Source organism: Agrobacterium sp. (assembly GCF_032092815.1).
GTDB lineage: Bacteria > Pseudomonadota > Alphaproteobacteria > Rhizobiales > Rhizobiaceae > Agrobacterium.
The window spans coordinates 1-15,919 of sequence record NZ_DAMDBP010000020.1; the positions used below are offsets into that span (position 1 = coordinate 1).

Here is a 15,919-nt window from a genome sequence, read left to right on the forward strand (position 1 = left end):
CAATCTGTAGTCCGGAAATGCCCTGCAAGAATACGAGGAAGAGATGACACGGGTGGGCCAGGCCAGCGAAAATGACGACCTGCCATTGATGGACAGGCAAGCCCGTACAGGAACGGTTGTAAGAATACTTTTCCTTGCGGTCATTCTGGTGGCTGCTGCCGTGGCCTTCGTTTATTTCAAGAATTCCCTCGAAAACGAGATCGTGCTGGGCATTCTCGGTGTGCTGGCCATGGTCGGCATATTTTTTCTGGTGTCTTCGATCATCGGTTTCATCGAGGTCATGCCGCAGTCGCGCTCCGACGTGCTGGCGCGGCGTTTTCTGGCAAGCCATCCTGATGGCATTATCGTCACCGACCCCAAGGGCCGCATCGTTTACGCCAACAGCGCCTATTGCCAGATGACTGGTGCGGTCAAGGCCATGGATATCCAGAGCCTTGAAACGCTGTTGTCGCGCAACCGCGAATCAACCGAGGCGCTGTACCGGCTGATCAACAAATTGCGGGAAGGCCAGAGCGGCCATGAAGAATTCCGCCTTTTGAAATCGATTGGCGATGGCACGTCGTCGTCCGGCCCGCACTGGTATCGCCTCAAGGCACGCCTTCTGAGCGAGGCGGGCGGTGATCCGCTGCATGTCTTCCAGATCATCGACATCACGGCCGAGCGGGAAGATCAGGAGCGGTTTTTCCGCGAGTTGCAAAACGCCATCGATTATCTCGATCATGCGCCATCGGGCTTTTTCTCATCCGGCAAAAAGGGTGAGATTATCTATTTGAACGCCACTCTGGCTGAATGGCTGGGTGTTGATCTTGCCCAGTTTGCGCCGGGTTCGATGACGGTATCCGACATCGTGGCCGGCGAGGGCATGGCGCTTCTGGAATCGGTCAAGGCAACGGCTGGCCAGTCCCGCACCGAAACGGTTGATCTCGACATGCGCAAGGCCAATGGCCAGAGCGTACCGGTGCGCCTGGTGCACAAGGTCACTGCCGCCCGCGACGGTTCAGTCGGTGAAAGCCGCACCATCGTGTTGATGCGCACCAATGTCGAAAGCGACGATCGTTCGGCCTCGGCCATGCGTTTCACGCGCTTTTTCAACAATACGCCGATGGCCATTGCCTCGCTGGACGGGCAGGGCCGCATCCTGCGCACCAATGCGCCGTTCCTCAAGCTGTTCTCCTCGGTTGTCAGCCGTGATGATGTGGACCGTGGCGTCCAGTTCGAAAAGGTCATCCACGACAATGAGAAGGGCCATCTGGCGCAGGCGCTGGACGCTGCCAGGGATCGCCAGGGCGATATTGCTCCCTTCGATTCCCGCCATCCAGGCGAAGAGGGCCGTCACTTCCGTTATTACGTCAATGCGGTAATCGACCAGAATGAAGAGGCGCCGGAAGAGGTCGCCATTGTTTACGCCATTGAGGTGACCGAGCAGAAGGCGCTCGAAACCCAGATGGCACAAACCCAGAAGATGAATGCCGTTGGCACGCTGGCCGGTGGTATTGCGCACGACTTCAACAACGTGTTGACCGCAATCCTATTGTCGTCGGACCACCTTCTGCTGCAGGCCCGCCCGGCCGATGCCTCTTTCGCCGACCTGATGGAAATCAAGCGCAACGCCAACCGTGCAGCGGTGCTGGTGCGCCAGTTGCTGGCCTTCTCGCGTAAGCAGACCATGCGTCCGGCGGTGTTGAACATGACCGATGTGGTGGGCGACCTGCGCATGCTGGTAGACCGCCTGATTTCGGGCACCAACGTCAAGCTTGAGGTCGATTATGGCCGCGATCTGTGGCCGGTCAAAACCGACCTGTCGCAGTTCGAACAGGTCCTGATCAACCTGTGCGTCAATGCGCGTGATGCCATGCCAAGTGGCGGCACCATCCGCATCAAGACCCGCAACGTAACCGCAGATGATGCTGCAGCGCTCAACCGCTCCGATATTCCAACCGAAGATCTCGTGATGATCGAAGTGTCCGATACCGGTACGGGAATCGCGCCCGAAATCATGGACAAGATTTTCGAGCCGTTCTTCACCACCAAGGATGTTGGCAAGGGTACCGGCCTTGGCCTGTCGATGGTTTACGGTATCGTCAAGCAGTCCGGCGGTTACATCTATCCCGAATCGGAAGTGGGCAAGGGCACGGCATTCCGTATCTTCCTGCCACGTCACATCGTGGAAGCCGTTGTTGCCGAACCGGAAGCGATTGCCGCCGGTGGTGACAAGAAGTTGGCCGATGCCGCACCTGCCGCCGCCGCCAAGACCGATGACATCGACCTCACCGGCAAGTCTGCCGTCGTTCTTCTGGTGGAAGACGAAGAGGCGGTGCGTCGTGGCGGCAAACGCATGCTAGAAACCCGTGGTTACACCGTGCATGAGGCGGGGTCCGGCGTTGAAGCGCTCGATGTGATGGAAGAGCTGGAAGGCAAGGTCGATATCGTCGTGTCCGACGTGGTCATGCCTGAGATGGACGGTCCGTCATTGCTGCGTGAACTGCGCAAGAACTATCCGGACCTGAAATTCATCTTCGTATCCGGTTACGCCGAAGACGCCTTTGCCAAGAACCTGCCGGAAGACGCCAAATTCGGCTTCCTGCCAAAACCGTTCTCCTTGAAGCAACTGGCCGTTGCCGTGCGCGAAATGCTTGATAATGACGAGTGAGGGGTGCCGCATTTTGGATATGCGGGCCCGACAGATCAAGGGGTATGGTCACACGAAAAAGGCTGACCAGCTCTGCGGTTTCGTCAGGTTCCGCTTGTCCTTGCACCACTGTCCAGGGCCTTGAACCGGCAGAGGTTTGAGGTGGGGATTATGCAGTAATTCAACGTGTTAAAGCGTATCTCTTAAAGCCTCTGGACTTGGGGAAATGAGATCGTTTTGGCGGCGACAGGTGGCATGATTTTTTGACGATCAGCAGTAGCGACTGGACAGATATCGTCTTGCGGACGAACCGGGTGTCATCGGTGGGTGAAGCCTCGAAGGTGCTTGCCGATATTCAGTGGCTGTTTGGTTTTCGTGCCTATTACGTGTTTGACCGCGCCAAGAAAAATCATCTGGAATTTGCCCAGTCGCATCTTTTTTCCAATTTCACCGAACTGTTTCTCGAAAAGCTGGAACGGATGGTGCCGGATTTCGACAACAAGATTTTCGTTGATTCCGTTTCGCGCCTGATGCCGGTTGCCTGGAGAATGGATGAATATGGCCAGCGCATGAAGCTGAGCGAGGCGGCGGTGCGGCTGTTTCACGATGCCAGATTGACGATGGGGGTGAGTTTTCCCAATTTCGGGCTGTGGGACAAGATCAGGATCATCGGTTTTGCCGGGGCGCGCAACAACCCCGATCAGGACGAGCTTGATCAACTTAATTTGTTGATGATCCAGATGCATGAGCGGCTGTCGCTGGTGTTTCGCTCGCAGGAAAACAGCGATTGCGGCCTGACCACCCTTGAAAAACGGGTGCTGCATTCCATCTCAGAAGGGAACCGGCGTGCCCATGTTGCCGCCATTACAGGGCTTTCTGCCAGAACCGTTCAGTATCTTTTGGCATCCATCTGTCGCAAGCTGGATGCGTTGTCGGTTGAACATGCCGTCGCCAGCGCCTTGCGGCAGGGCGTTATTTTTTGAGGGACCGGGATTTCGTAGCAATTCTGTCGCATTCGTAAACTGCAAGTAAATTCATTTGATTTTACGGTTGCGTCAAAGGGGCTTAAAATCTCGATCAGAGCACTTAAATATGTTGGGGAAGGGATTTGATTTCCGATATGATCTCCCCACCGGAATTGATTTGGAGAATGATGAAACATGATCGCTAAGCCGATCTACATGCAGGGCGAAGGTGACAATGATGGTGACGGCGGTACCAACCGCGGAACATCGGTCATCACCCGCGTAAAGCCCAAGACGAAAAAACCAAATCTCTACCGGGTTTTGCTTTTGAACGACGACTATACGCCTATGGAATTCGTGATCCACATTCTGGAACGCTTTTTCCAGAAAGACCGCGAAGCGGCAACGCGTATCATGTTGCACGTCCATCAGCATGGGGTCGGTGAATGTGGTGTCTTTACATATGAAGTCGCCGAGACGAAAGTAAGTCAGGTCATGGATTTCGCCCGACAGCATCAGCATCCGCTGCAATGCGTCATGGAAAAGAAATGAGGATCGCAACGTGCCAACTTTTTCCCCAAGTCTTGAGAAGGCGCTGCATCAGGCATTGACCTTTGCCAACGAGCGTCATCATGAATATGCAACTCTTGAACACCTGCTTCTGGCACTGATCGACGATGCAGATGCAGCAGCCGTCATGGGTGCTTGCAACGTCAATCTGGACGTTTTGCGCAAGACCGTCGGTGAATATATCGATAATGAGCTTTCCAACCTCGTCACCGGATATGACGAGGATTCCAAACCCACATCCGGTTTCCAGCGCGTCATCCAGCGTGCGGTCATTCACGTCCAGTCCTCTGGCCGGGAAGAGGTAACAGGCGCCAACGTGCTTGTTGCTATCTTTGCCGAGCGTGAAAGCCACGCAGCCTACTTCCTGCAGGAACAGGAGATGACCCGTTACGACGCGGTCAACTACATCTCTCACGGCATTGGCAAGCGTCCGGGCACGTCCCAGACCAGAACGCCACGTGGTTCGGAAGAGGGTGATTCTGAAAACAAGGCGCCACGCAGCGACGAGGACGCAGGTCCGAAGAAGCAGCAGGACGCGCTTAAGGCTTACTGCGTCAACCTCAATGAAAAGGCCAAGGTCGGCAAGATCGATCCGCTGATCGGCCGTCATGACGAGGTCAACAGGACCATTCAGGTGCTGTGCCGCCGCTCCAAGAACAACCCGCTTTATGTGGGCGATCCGGGCGTCGGTAAAACGGCGATTGCCGAAGGTCTGGCCAAGCGTATCGTGGAAGGCAAGGTGCCGGAAGCACTGCGCAACGACACGATCTTCTCGCTCGACATGGGCACGCTTCTGGCGGGCACACGTTACCGCGGTGACTTCGAAGAGCGTCTGAAGCAGGTCGTCAAGGAACTCGAAGAGTTTCCTGGTGCGGTGCTGTTCATCGACGAGATCCACACGGTCATTGGTGCCGGTGCGACCTCAGGCGGTGCCATGGACGCATCCAACCTGTTGAAGCCAGCCCTGTCGTCTGGTGCGATCCGTTGCATCGGGTCCACGACTTACAAGGAATATCGCCAGTTCTTTGAAAAGGACCGCGCCCTTGTTCGTCGTTTCCAGAAGATCGACGTCAATGAGCCATCGATTGACGATGCCATCGAGATCATGAAGGGCCTCAAGCCATATTTCGAGGATTACCATCATCTTCGTTATACCAATGAGGCGATCAAGGCTGCCGTTGAGCTGTCTGCCCGTTACATTTCCGATCGCAAGCTGCCCGACAAGGCAATTGACGTGATCGATGAAACGGGTGCGGCACAGATGCTGTTGCCTGCCTCCAAACGTCGCAAGCTGATTACCGAAAAGGAAATCGAGGTTACGATCGCCACCATGGCCCGTATTCCGGCAAAAACTGTTTCCAAGGACGACGAGATGGTTCTCGCCAACCTTGAAAAGGAACTGCTGTCGGTTGTTTACGGTCAGGATACGGCCATCGAAGCCCTGTCCACGGCAATCAAGCTGGCCCGTGCCGGTCTTCGTGAACCCAACAAGCCAATCGGCTCCTATGTCTTCTCCGGCCCGACGGGCGTCGGCAAGACCGAGGTTGCCAAGCAGCTTGCTGCTTCGCTCGGTGTCGAGATGCTGCGCTTCGACATGTCGGAATATATGGAACGGCACACCGTTTCGCGGTTGCTCGGCGCACCTCCCGGTTATGTCGGTTTCGACCAGGGCGGTCTGCTGACCGATGGCGTCGACCAGCATCCACACTGCGTCGTGCTACTGGACGAAATCGAAAAGGCCCATCCGGATATCTACAACATTCTGTTGCAGGTTATGGACCATGGCTCGCTGACCGACCACAACGGCAAGAAGATCGACTTCCGCAACGTCATTCTGATCATGACGACCAATGCTGGCGCGTCTGAAATGGCCAAGTCGGCAATCGGTTTCGGTTCGTCCAAGCGTTCGGGTGAGGATGAAGAGGCCTTGAACCGCCTGTTCACACCGGAGTTCCGCAACCGTCTGGATGCGATCATTCCGTTCTCGCCGCTGCCGACCACCGTTATCCACCGCGTGGTTCAGAAGTTCGTTATGCAGCTGGAAAGCCAGCTTTCCGAGCGTAACGTGACCTTTGATCTGCATGAGGATGCGATTGCCTGGTTGGCAGAGCGTGGTTACGACGAAAAGATGGGCGCACGTCCGCTCAGCCGCGTCATTCAGGAGCATATCAAGAAGCCTCTGGCCAATGAGATCCTGTTCGGCAAGCTGAAGAAGGGCGGTGTTGTCACCGTGACCGTCGGCAAGAAGGACGATGGCAAGGACGGTCTGGTTCTGGAATCCCATCCAGAAACCGCACCGGTCAAGCCAAAGCCGGAAGCCGAGTTGAAAGCCGCCAAGGCAGCCAAAACCAAGGTCAAGGCTGCCAGCAAAACGGCCAAGGCCGAGCAGGCGGAAGCCGAGGTTCTGGTGGCCGAAGCCCCTGAAAAGGCAAAGGCTGAAACCAAGGCACCCCGCAAGACCAACACGGTGCCGAAAGTGCCAAAGAAGAAATAAGCGACTGCTTTTAATCAACGAAGTGCCGGGTAAATCCCGGCACTTTTTATGTGTGCCCGGCACTTCTCACCAAGCCAACCGGGCCGCCATCTTTGACCTGCACATAACAGGTCGTGATCCATGAAAGCGTGACAATGTCTGCGGAAGTAAATCAGGGTACCCATGCCCTGTGGTTTGCCAAGGGAATGAAGGGGATATTCTCCTTGCCCGCCATGATCCTCATGGCTTCCTTCATTGGCTTTAGCGCCTTTGCCCTGGAATCCGGTTTTACCCGTGAACAGGCCGTGTTCATGACCTTTTCCGTCTGGGCTCTGCCAGCCAAGATGATCCTGATCGGCTCGATGCTCGGCGGTGCCAATCTGGCGGCATGTTTCCTGGCAGTGACATTGTCTTCCGTGCGCATGATGCCGATGGTTGCTTCCATCGTGCCTGATCTGAAAACCTCACGCACACCCACCTGGCTTTTGCTGTTTCTGTCGCATTTCGTGGCGATTACCGCCTGGGTGTTTACCACCCAGAACATCAATTCCGTGCCGCGTCCGTTTCGTGTGTCATGGTTTGCCGGTTTTGCCATGACGCTGACGCTGGTCAACACGCTGATCGTGGCGGTGTCCTTCGGCATCGTTGCATCCTTCCCGCCGCTGGTGGCGGGCGTGCTGTTTTTCATGACGCCGGTCTATTTCGTCGCCTCCATCTGGGCGTCCGCCACCCATTCGGTGGTCAAGGTTGCCTTTGTCATCGGCCTTGTGGCCGGGCCACTGTTTGCGATGATCGAACCGGAATTCGACATCATCTATGCCGGACTGGGCGGCGGCACGCTGGCCTATTTCATTGATCGCTGGTGGTTTCGCCGCAAGATCCAGGCACAAGCCGGGGAGATCGAACCATGATCGCCCTGGAAGGATGGTGGCCCTATCTGTTGATTGCCGTTGCCGGATGGCTTGCCACCGATATCTGGCGCTGGCTTGGGGTGATTGCCGGTAACAGGCTGAAAGAAGGCTCCGAAGCGCTTTATTGGGTGAGGGCGGTTGCCACCACTCTTGTCATGGCCGTCACAGCCAAACTGATCGTGTTCCCGACAGGCACACTGGACCATACGCCGATGTGGCTGCGCATTGGTGCTGCCAGCCTCGGTTTTGCAGCCTTTCTGCTTTTGGGCCAGCGCGTGCTGGTGGGGGTGGCCGTGTCGATCCTGCTGTTGACCGCAGGGCTGCTGTTCATCGGTTTCTGAAACTTATACCACGCATGAAAAAGGCAGCTTACCCCAGGGGGAAAGCTGCCTTTCGTTTTTTGTCAGACGCATGAAATCTGCGCCGGGCTGATCACAGCGCGTCGCGCACCTTCTGTGCATTGGCAGCCAGCACGGCGCCATCTTCCATCGTGCCGGAATGCGGCTTCAATGGAATGCCTTCCTTGCGTGGCACGACGTGGAAATGCAGATGGAACACGGTTTGGCCAGCGGCTGGCTCATTGAACTGCGCGATGTAAACGCCGTCCGCATCAAAGGCTTCCTTTGCCGCGTTGGCCAGTTTTTGCACGACAGGCAGGGTTTTTGCCAGAACGGCAGGGTCAGCATCAAACAGGTTGCGCGAACCGGTCTTCGGTATCACCAGCAGGTGACCCGGTGCCTGTGGCATCACATCCATGAAGGCCAGCGTGTCGTCATCCTCGTAAACCTTGTGGCAGGGAATTTCGCCACGCAGGATTTTTGCAAAGATGTTGTTGTCGTCATAACCGGTGGTCATTGAATGCTCTCCTCATGGAATGAATGGGTAGACATATCTCTGGAGATACGTGTCAGTCTTGCCGTTCGCCTTTGCGGAACGGGCTGTGATCGTCAAGATAATCGCTGATCTGCTCCACTTCCTCGCGCTCACGTTCGAGATAGGCGGAAATGGCGTTGCGCAGACCGGCATGGGCAATGAAATGCGCCGAATGGGTGGTGACAGGCGTATAACCGCGCGCCAGCTTGTGTTCGCCCTGTGCACCGGCCTCAACCCGCTGCAGGCCGCGCGATAGCGCAAAATCGATGGCCTGATGGTAACAGACCTCGAAATGCAGATAGGGGTGGTCTTCAATGCAGCCCCAATGGCGGCCATAAAGCGCGTCACCACCAATGAAGTTGATGGCACCGGCCACATAACGGCCGTCACGTTTTGCCATGACAAGCAAGATGTCATCGGCCATGCGCTCGCCAATCAGCGAATAAAACGCGCGGGTCAGATAGGGGCGGCCCCATTTTCGGCTGCCGGTATCCATATAGAAGGTAAAGAACTGGTCCCAGATCTCTTCGGTCAGATCACTGCCGGTTAGCCAGTCGATGCTGATGCCGTTTTCCAATGCCGCCTTGCGTTCTTTCCTCAAATCCTTGCGCTTGCGCGATGACAGCGCATCGAGAAAATCCGCATGATCGCGGAAGCCATTGTTGATGAAGTGGAACTGCTGGTCGGTGCGGTGCAGGAAACTTTCATCCGTCAAAGCCTGCATGTCACCATCCGGTGCGAAGGTGACGTGGGTGGAGGAAACGCCGATCTTTTCCGTGACCTGGCGAAGACCTGACGCCAGTACCTGGCGGAAGGGAGCGGCATCCACATCACCTGCGGTCAACAGGCGAGGGCCGGTTGCAGGGGTAAAGGGAACGGAGACCTGCAGCTTGGGGTAATAGTGACCGCCAGCCCGCTCGAAAGCGTCGGCCCAGCCATGGTCAAAGACATATTCGCCCTTGCTGTGGTTTTTGAGATAGGCGGGCACGGCACCGACCAGCGTGCCATCACCGCGCTCCAGCAGCATGTGATGGCCAAGCCAGCCGGTTTTTGCCGTGGCTGATCCGGACTCTTCCATGGCCGATAAAAATGCATGGGAGATAAACGGATTATAGGGTTCCGTCCGCAGCGCTTTGGACGCACCGGAAAGCCTGTTCCAGTCGTCCGGTGCGATATCCCTGAAGGATTGTTCAATGCGGATGGCGTATTCTTCGCTCATGCGTTTGCTGACTGGCTTTCTCTTGGGTCCGACGCTCTGGGGTCGAAACCCTCGAATGTCATCTGGTCTGCATATTTATAGGTAATCGCACGGGCATTTTCATCCCTTACCGTCCAGGTAATCACCGGTATGCTGAGTTTGCGCTGCGCATCGATAAAGCTGTTGGGCAGGTGACCATAGTGGTAGGAGATGAAGTCGATTCCGATTTGCATCGCCTCATCATGGCGGAAGAACTCTTCCGGCTTGTCACCTTCGGCGGTCAGGCCAAGCGGCCATGGAGAGCCGGCCTTTTTCAGGTCTTTCAGCAGATGATGGTCAAAGCTCATCAGCGCGACTGGACCCTCATATCCCTCAAGGTCTTCGAGAACCGCCTCGGCAAAACCGTCATCCACGCCTTCGCCTTCACGGCCTTTCAGCTCGATCACCAGCGGCACCTTGCCGGCGCAGAGTTTCAACAGCTGTTTCAGGGTTGGAATGCGATCCTTGGTCTGGCCAACGGAAAGCAGGCCAAGTTCGGCCGAGGTCTTTTCACGCACGTCACCCTTGATGCCGGTCAGGCGGGCCATGTCATCATCATGGAAAACCACGGGAACGCTGTCTGCGGCCAGTTGCACGTCGCATTCAATGGCAAAACCGGCCTCGATGGCCCGGCTGAAGGCGGACAGGGTGTTTTCCCAGATCTGGTGGTTCATGTCGTGATAGCCGCGATGGGCCACAGGCTGGGCAGTCAGAAAGGCAAGCTTTACGGTCATACGTCTATTTCCACGATTGCGTCGATCTCGACGGCGGCATTGAAGGGTAGGGAAGTCACGCCGACGGTGGCACGGGCATGTTTGCCCGCATCACCGAAAACATGGCCAATAAGGTTGGAAGCCCCGTTGATGACAAGGTGCTGTTGACGGCACACAGTTCGGCAGCCCGTTGAGCGGCTGCAACGTCCACATCGCGGCCCACATGACCGGTCACCGCAATCTTGCCTGATTCCATCGGCAATTGCCCGGAGATATAAAGAAGATTACCGCTGATGGCGAAAGGAACGTAGTTTGCCTGAGGTGCCGCAGCAACTGACAGTGTATAACCAAGCTCTTTAAGGCGACCTTCCATGGCGTCAGACATTTTTGATCCCCGGTTTTATTGTAAAACGGACAAGAATCCGGCATTCAGGATGGACGATCCCAAGCGACGGGCGCATGCTTTCTACAATATGGGCGATGAGTCCAACAGGAGATATTGAATGTTAGTTCGCAACATTGCGTTTGTTTTCGTCGCAAGCCTTTCGGGCTCGATTGCGGGTGCGGCGCAAGCAATCCCTGGCACTGCTGCGACAGGCCTGATTGCCCATCGTGCGGTGTATGATCTGGAACTGCGCGATTCCTCCGAGCGCTCCGGCATTGAGGACATGTCCGGCCGCATGGTCTATGAATTTACCGGCTCCGCATGTCAGGGGTATAAAACCGACTTCCGCTTCGTGACCCAGATCAATACGGGTGATGCGGTGCGCATGACCGACCAGCAGACCACGACATTCGAAGACTCTGCCGCCAGAAAGTTCACCTTCGACACCAAATCCTTCACCGATGACAAGCTGGACAAGGAAGTGGGCGGCTCTGCTTCCGACTCGGATGCCGGCACGGTGGTCGATCTGGTGCGGCCCGACAGCCGCAAGGTTGATCTGGTGGCCAGCGACTTCCCGACTGAACACATGTTGCAGGTCATCGACAATGCCCGCGCCGGCAAGCGCATGTTCGAATCACGCATTTTCGATGGCTCTGACGATGGCGATGAAAGCCTGATCACCTCGACGCTGGTCGGCAAGTCGCAGACGCCGGTGTCCGACGACAAGGAAGCGAGCGAAGCGGGCCAATTTGCCAAGGCACCGTTCTGGCCGGTTACCATTGCCTATTTCAACGACAAGTCAGGTGCCGATTCCCTGCCGATCTACCGCATGTCCTTCAAGCTCTATGAAAACGGCATTACCCGTGATCTGGTGCTGGACTATGGCGACTTCGTTTTGACCGGCAAGCTGAAAAAGCTCGATATTCTCGAAACGGCATCCTGCGAGAAGCAGACCCAGAAATAAGTCATCTCCGCCTGAAAAGCGTGCAGCAACTGCATTTCAGGCGGCTACGATGACGAAATTCCATCTTATTCGCTTGCTTTTTGTGTGAAGCAGCGGTATGCGCCACACCATTCCACACGCGAAGCTTGGGATGTTCCGGGAGAAATCCGGTTCGTTCCGCCCGGTGGCACTCGTCAAAACAGTGCTGTTCGCTTCGCGGGGGTTAAACCGGAAAAGGAGTTACAGGCATGGCATTGCCAGATTTTTCTATGCGCCAGCTTTTGGAAGCAGGCATTCACTTCGGTCACCAGACACACCGCTGGAACCCGAAAATGAAGCCGTACATCTTCGGCGATCGTAACAACATTCACATCATCGACTTGGCCCAGACCGTTCCGATGCTGTCGCGCGCCCTGCAGGTCGTGTCCGACACCGTTGCTCGTGGCGGCCGCGTTCTGTTCGTTGGTACGAAGCGTCAGGCTTCCGACATCATCGCAGACAGCGCAAAGCGTTCGGCTCAGTACTACGTCAACTCGCGTTGGCTCGGTGGTATGATGACCAACTGGAAGACGATCTCCAACTCGATCCAGCGTCTTCGCAAGCTCGACGAGATCCTGAACACGGAAGGTTCGGGCTACAACAAGAAAGAGCGTCTGAACCTTGAGCGCGAGCGCGAAAAGCTCGAAAAGGCTCTCGGCGGTATCCGCGATATGGGCGGCACCCCAGACCTGATGTTCATCATCGACACCAACAAGGAAAAGATCGCAATCGAAGAAGCCAAGCGCCTTGGTATTCCGGTTGTTGCAATCATCGACTCCAACTGCGATCCGGACAGCATCGACTTCCCGATCCCAGGTAACGACGACGCTTCCCGCGCAATCGCGCTCTACTGCGACCTGATCGCTCGCGCTGCCATCGACGGCATCGCACGTCAGCAGGGCGCTTCGGGCCGTGACCTTGGCGCTTCCGAGGAGCTGCCAGTTGAGCCAGCTCTCGAAGACGAAGCAGGCGCCTGATATTAAGGCCGTTGGGCGATCTTAGGGTCGCCTTTCACAATCAGGATGCACAAGGCCGTTTCTGACCGTCAGGTCGACGGCCTTGTTTGTTTAAGCCCGCTCTGTCCTTTGAATTTTCGGGGCAGGGCGAGGCGATAAAGTTTCGTGATGAGGTTTTCATCACGCTGTCATACTACCGGGACATTCGTTCCAAAACTTGGCGTCGGTGCCGCGTGATTCCGCCGGTTGACCGACTGAAGCGACAAGAGGCACACAATGACTGAAATCACAGCCGCAATGGTAAAGGAACTGCGCGAGAAGTCCGGCGCAGGCATGATGGATTGCAAAAAGGCTCTCAGCGAAACCAATGGCGACATGGAAGCCGCTATCGACTGGCTGCGCGCCAAGGGTATCGCAAAGGCTGACAAGAAGTCTGGCCGTACCGCTGCTGAAGGTCTCGTCGGTATTGCAACGATCGGCCACAAGGCTGTTGTCGTTGAAGTTAACTCTGAAACCGACTTCGTTGCTCGTAACGATGCCTTCCAGGACATCGTTCGCGGTATCGCACAGGTTGCTCTGACAACCGACGGCACTGTTGAAGCCGTTGCTGCTGCCAACTACCCTGCAACTGGCAAGACTGTTTCCGACTCGCTCAAGGACGCTATCGCCACCATCGGCGAAAACATGACCCTGCGTCGTTCGGCTGCTCTCGAAGTTGAGCACGGCGTTGTTGCTACCTACGTTCATAACGCTGCTGGCGACGGCATCGGCAAGCTGGGCGTTCTGGTTGCTCTGAAGTCGGTTGGCGACAAGGAAGTTCTGAACTCCATCGGCCGTCAGGTTGCCATGCACGTTGCTGCAACCAACCCGCTGGCGATCCGTTCGGAAGAAGTTGACGCTGCTGTTGCTGAGCGCGAGCGCAACGTATTCATCGAGCAGGCCCGCGAATCCGGCAAGCCAGAAGCCATCATCGAAAAGATGGTTGAAGGCCGTATGCGCAAGTTCTTCGAAGAAGTTGCACTTCTGTCGCAGGCTTTCGTTGTCAATCCAGACATCACCGTTGGCCAGGCCGTCAAGGATGCTGAAAAGCTCGCTGGCGCCGAAATCGAAGTGACCGGCATGGTTCGTCTTCTGCTTGGCGAAGGCGTCGAAAAGGAAGAAAGCGACTTCGCTGCTGAAGTTGCTGCGGCTGCAAAAGGCTGATTGCCTCTTCACCAAACAGTGAAAAAGCTGAGGGCATCGCGTGACAACGCGGTGCCCTTCGTGTATCGGCGTTTCGGATAGATTGCGAAGGATCAACAATGTCTCCCAAACCGCTTTACAACCGTGTTCTTCTCAAAGCGTCTGGCGAAGCCCTGATGGGGGATCAGGGGTTCGGTATTGACGTGAATATCGTCGACCGTATTGCTTCCGATATTGCCGAGGCCCGCGCCATGGGCGTCGAGGTTGGCGTCGTGGTCGGCGGCGGCAATATTTTCCGTGGTGTGGCTGTTGCCTCCAAGGGCGGCGACCGCGTGACCGGTGACCACATGGGCATGCTGGCAACCGTGATCAACGCGCTGGCGCTGGCGACCTCGTTGCGCAAGCTCGACATCGATACCGTTGTTCTGTCGGCCATTGCCATGCCTGAGATTTGCGAGAGCTTCTCGCAGCGTGCGACGCTGTACCACCTGTCGCTTGGTCGCGTGGTGATCTTTGCCGGCGGCACAGGCAACCCGTTCTTCACCACCGACTCGGCTGCAGCGCTGCGCGCGGCTGAAATGGGCGCTCAGGCCATTTTCAAGGGTACGCAGGTTGACGGCATCTATTCCGCCGACCCGAAAAAGGTGCCGGATGCGACCCGTTTCGACGAGTTGACGCATTCCGAGGTTCTTGCCAAGGGCCTCGCCGTGATGGATGTTGCCGCCGTTGCTCTGGCGCGCGAGAACCATATTCCGATCATCGTCTTCTCGATCCATGAGAAGGGCGGTTTTGCTCAGATATTGACCGGTGGCGGCCGTAAGACCATCGTGCACGATAAATAATCGCGCATGCGGTGATTCCGTTTCTGGAATCATGCTTGTGCTGCCTGAAAAAGATGGAGTGAAAAATGAGTGGTGTTGACCTCAATGACATCAAGCGCCGTATGGATGGCGCTATTAACGCATTCAAGAGCGATATCGCGTCCTTGCGTACCGGACGTGCATCGGCCAACATTCTTGATCCGGTAACAGTTGATGCCTACGGTTCGCGCGTTCCGCTCAATCAGGGGGCCAACATCACCGTTCCCGAGCCACGCATGCTGGGCGTTTCCATCTGGGACAAATCAATGGTTGGTGCGGTTGACCGTGCGATCCGCGAATCCAACCTTGGTCTCAACCCGATCGTTGACGGTCAGAACCTGCGTATTCCACTGCCTGAGCTGAACGAAGAGCGCCGCAAGTCGCTGGTCAAGGTTGCGCATGATTATGCGGAAAAGTCCAAGGTCGCCATTCGCCACGTTCGTCGTGACGGTATGGATGACCTGAAAAAAGCCGAAAAGGATGGTGACATCGGCCAGGATGAAAGCCGTTCGCTTTCTGATAAGGTTCAGAAAATGACGGATGATACCATTACCGACATCGACCGCTTGCTTTCTGAAAAAGAAAAGGAAATCATGCAGGTTTGATGTCGTATTTAAAACCTCGTTATACTGCCGCCTTAATGCCTTTCGTGTCCATATTTATTGACCTGGATCCTCATGCCGAACGTTGATAGTTCTTCTATTCCCGAGCATGTTGCCATCATTATGGATGGCAACGGGCGGTGGGCAAAGCAGCGGGGCCTTCCTCGTGTCATGGGACACAAGCGGGGCGTCGAGGCTGTGCGCGAGGTTGTGCGCGCGTCTGCTGATTATGGCATCAGGTATCTGACCCTGTTTGCTTTTTCCTCTGAAAACTGGCGCCGTACGGAGGCCGAGATCAATGATCTCCTCGGTCTCCTGAAGGCATTTATCCGCCGCGATCTGGCCGATCTGCATCGCTCGAACGTGCGCGTTCGGGTGATTGGTGAACGCACCAATCTCGGCTCGGATATCAAGTCGCTGCTGCTGGAAGCAGAGGAAACCACCCGCAACAACACGGCGCTGACGCTGGTGATTGCCTTCAATTACGGCTCGCGTGACGAAATTGCCCGTGCTGTTGCCGCCATGGCGCGTGATGTGGCCGCTGGCATCCTGTCGCCGGCAGATATCACGGCCGATACCAT

The 15,919-nt window shown here is 56.1% G+C and carries 15 protein-coding genes and 1 pseudogene; 12 read left to right on the forward strand and 4 right to left on the reverse strand.

From position 1 onward, the window contains the following. Positions 1 to 43 precede the first annotated feature (43 nt). The 6 genes from cckA (at position 44) to RT613_RS13545 (ending at position 7,889) form a co-directional block, all read left to right on the forward strand. Positions 44 to 2,650: a cell cycle histidine kinase CckA gene (cckA, locus tag RT613_RS13520; protein ID WP_313616113.1), complete on the forward strand. Its 2,607-nt coding sequence runs from the start codon at positions 44 to 46 to the stop codon at positions 2,648 to 2,650. A gap of 242 nt (positions 2,651 to 2,892) precedes the next feature. Next, positions 2,893 to 3,612 (forward strand): helix-turn-helix transcriptional regulator, encoded by a 720-nt coding sequence (locus RT613_RS13525; RefSeq protein ID WP_313616115.1) that lies wholly within the window; start codon positions 2,893 to 2,895, stop codon positions 3,610 to 3,612. Between the two features lie 177 nt (positions 3,613 to 3,789). Further along, on the forward strand, positions 3,790 to 4,146 hold the full coding sequence (gene clpS / locus RT613_RS13530) for an ATP-dependent Clp protease adapter ClpS (RefSeq protein ID WP_313616116.1): 357 nt from the start codon (positions 3,790 to 3,792) through the stop codon (positions 4,144 to 4,146). A 10-nt stretch (positions 4,147 to 4,156) separates the two neighbouring features. Then, positions 4,157 to 6,658 carry an ATP-dependent Clp protease ATP-binding subunit ClpA gene (gene clpA / locus RT613_RS13535; protein WP_313616118.1) on the forward strand — a complete coding sequence of 834 codons (2,502 nt, stop codon included), beginning with the start codon at positions 4,157 to 4,159 and terminating at the stop codon, positions 6,656 to 6,658. A gap of 134 nt (positions 6,659 to 6,792) precedes the next feature. Then, positions 6,793 to 7,548: an AzlC family ABC transporter permease gene (locus tag RT613_RS13540; RefSeq protein WP_313616120.1), complete on the forward strand. Its 756-nt coding sequence runs from the start codon at positions 6,793 to 6,795 to the stop codon at positions 7,546 to 7,548. After that, positions 7,548 to 7,889, forward strand: a complete 342-nt coding sequence (locus RT613_RS13545; protein WP_313616177.1) for an AzlD domain-containing protein — start codon at positions 7,548 to 7,550, stop codon at positions 7,887 to 7,889. The genes RT613_RS13540 and RT613_RS13545 overlap by 1 nt, the downstream gene beginning before the upstream one ends. A 91-nt stretch (positions 7,890 to 7,980) precedes the next feature. Here RT613_RS13545 and RT613_RS13550 read toward each other — a convergent pair whose 3' ends face one another. The 4 genes and pseudogenes from RT613_RS13550 to RT613_RS13565 form a co-directional block, all read right to left on the reverse strand. Continuing rightward, positions 7,981 to 8,403, reverse strand: coding sequence for an HIT family protein (locus tag RT613_RS13550; protein WP_313616122.1), 423 nt, complete (start codon positions 8,401 to 8,403; stop codon positions 7,981 to 7,983). Between the two features lie 52 nt (positions 8,404 to 8,455). Next, complete coding sequence (locus tag RT613_RS13555; RefSeq protein WP_313616124.1) at positions 8,456 to 9,640, reverse strand: GNAT family N-acetyltransferase; 1,185 nt, start codon at positions 9,638 to 9,640, stop codon at positions 8,456 to 8,458. Then, on the reverse strand, positions 9,637 to 10,392 hold the full coding sequence (locus tag RT613_RS13560) for a glycerophosphodiester phosphodiesterase (RefSeq protein ID WP_313616126.1): 756 nt from the start codon (positions 10,390 to 10,392) through the stop codon (positions 9,637 to 9,639). The genes RT613_RS13555 and RT613_RS13560 overlap by 4 nt, the downstream gene beginning before the upstream one ends. Continuing rightward, positions 10,389 to 10,756, reverse strand: a pseudogene (locus RT613_RS13565) (RidA family protein). Before RT613_RS13565 ends, RT613_RS13560 begins: the two are co-directional and overlap by 4 nt. Positions 10,757 to 10,874: 118 nt before the next feature. Here RT613_RS13565 and RT613_RS13570 point away from each other — a divergent pair. The 6 genes from RT613_RS13570 to uppS form a co-directional block, all read left to right on the forward strand. Continuing rightward, entirely contained in the window at positions 10,875 to 11,720 is an 846-nt protein-coding gene (locus RT613_RS13570) for a cell envelope integrity EipB family protein (RefSeq protein WP_313616128.1), read from the forward strand. A 227-nt stretch (positions 11,721 to 11,947) separates the two neighbouring features. Then, positions 11,948 to 12,715, forward strand: a complete 768-nt coding sequence (gene rpsB / locus RT613_RS13575) for a 30S ribosomal protein S2 (RefSeq protein WP_313616130.1) — start codon at positions 11,948 to 11,950, stop codon at positions 12,713 to 12,715. A 255-nt stretch (positions 12,716 to 12,970) separates the two neighbouring features. Continuing rightward, entirely contained in the window at positions 12,971 to 13,897 is a 927-nt protein-coding gene (tsf, locus tag RT613_RS13580) for a translation elongation factor Ts (protein ID WP_313616132.1), read from the forward strand. A gap of 98 nt (positions 13,898 to 13,995) precedes the next feature. Then, positions 13,996 to 14,718: a UMP kinase gene (gene pyrH / locus RT613_RS13585; RefSeq protein ID WP_192487774.1), complete on the forward strand. Its 723-nt coding sequence runs from the start codon at positions 13,996 to 13,998 to the stop codon at positions 14,716 to 14,718. Positions 14,719 to 14,783: 65 nt separating this feature from the next. Beyond that, on the forward strand, positions 14,784 to 15,341 hold the full coding sequence (frr, locus tag RT613_RS13590) for a ribosome recycling factor (protein ID WP_313616134.1): 558 nt from the start codon (positions 14,784 to 14,786) through the stop codon (positions 15,339 to 15,341). A gap of 72 nt (positions 15,342 to 15,413) precedes the next feature. Beyond that, a partial coding sequence (uppS, locus tag RT613_RS13595; RefSeq protein WP_313616135.1) for a polyprenyl diphosphate synthase occupies positions 15,414 to 15,919 on the forward strand: 506 nt, incomplete at its 3' end.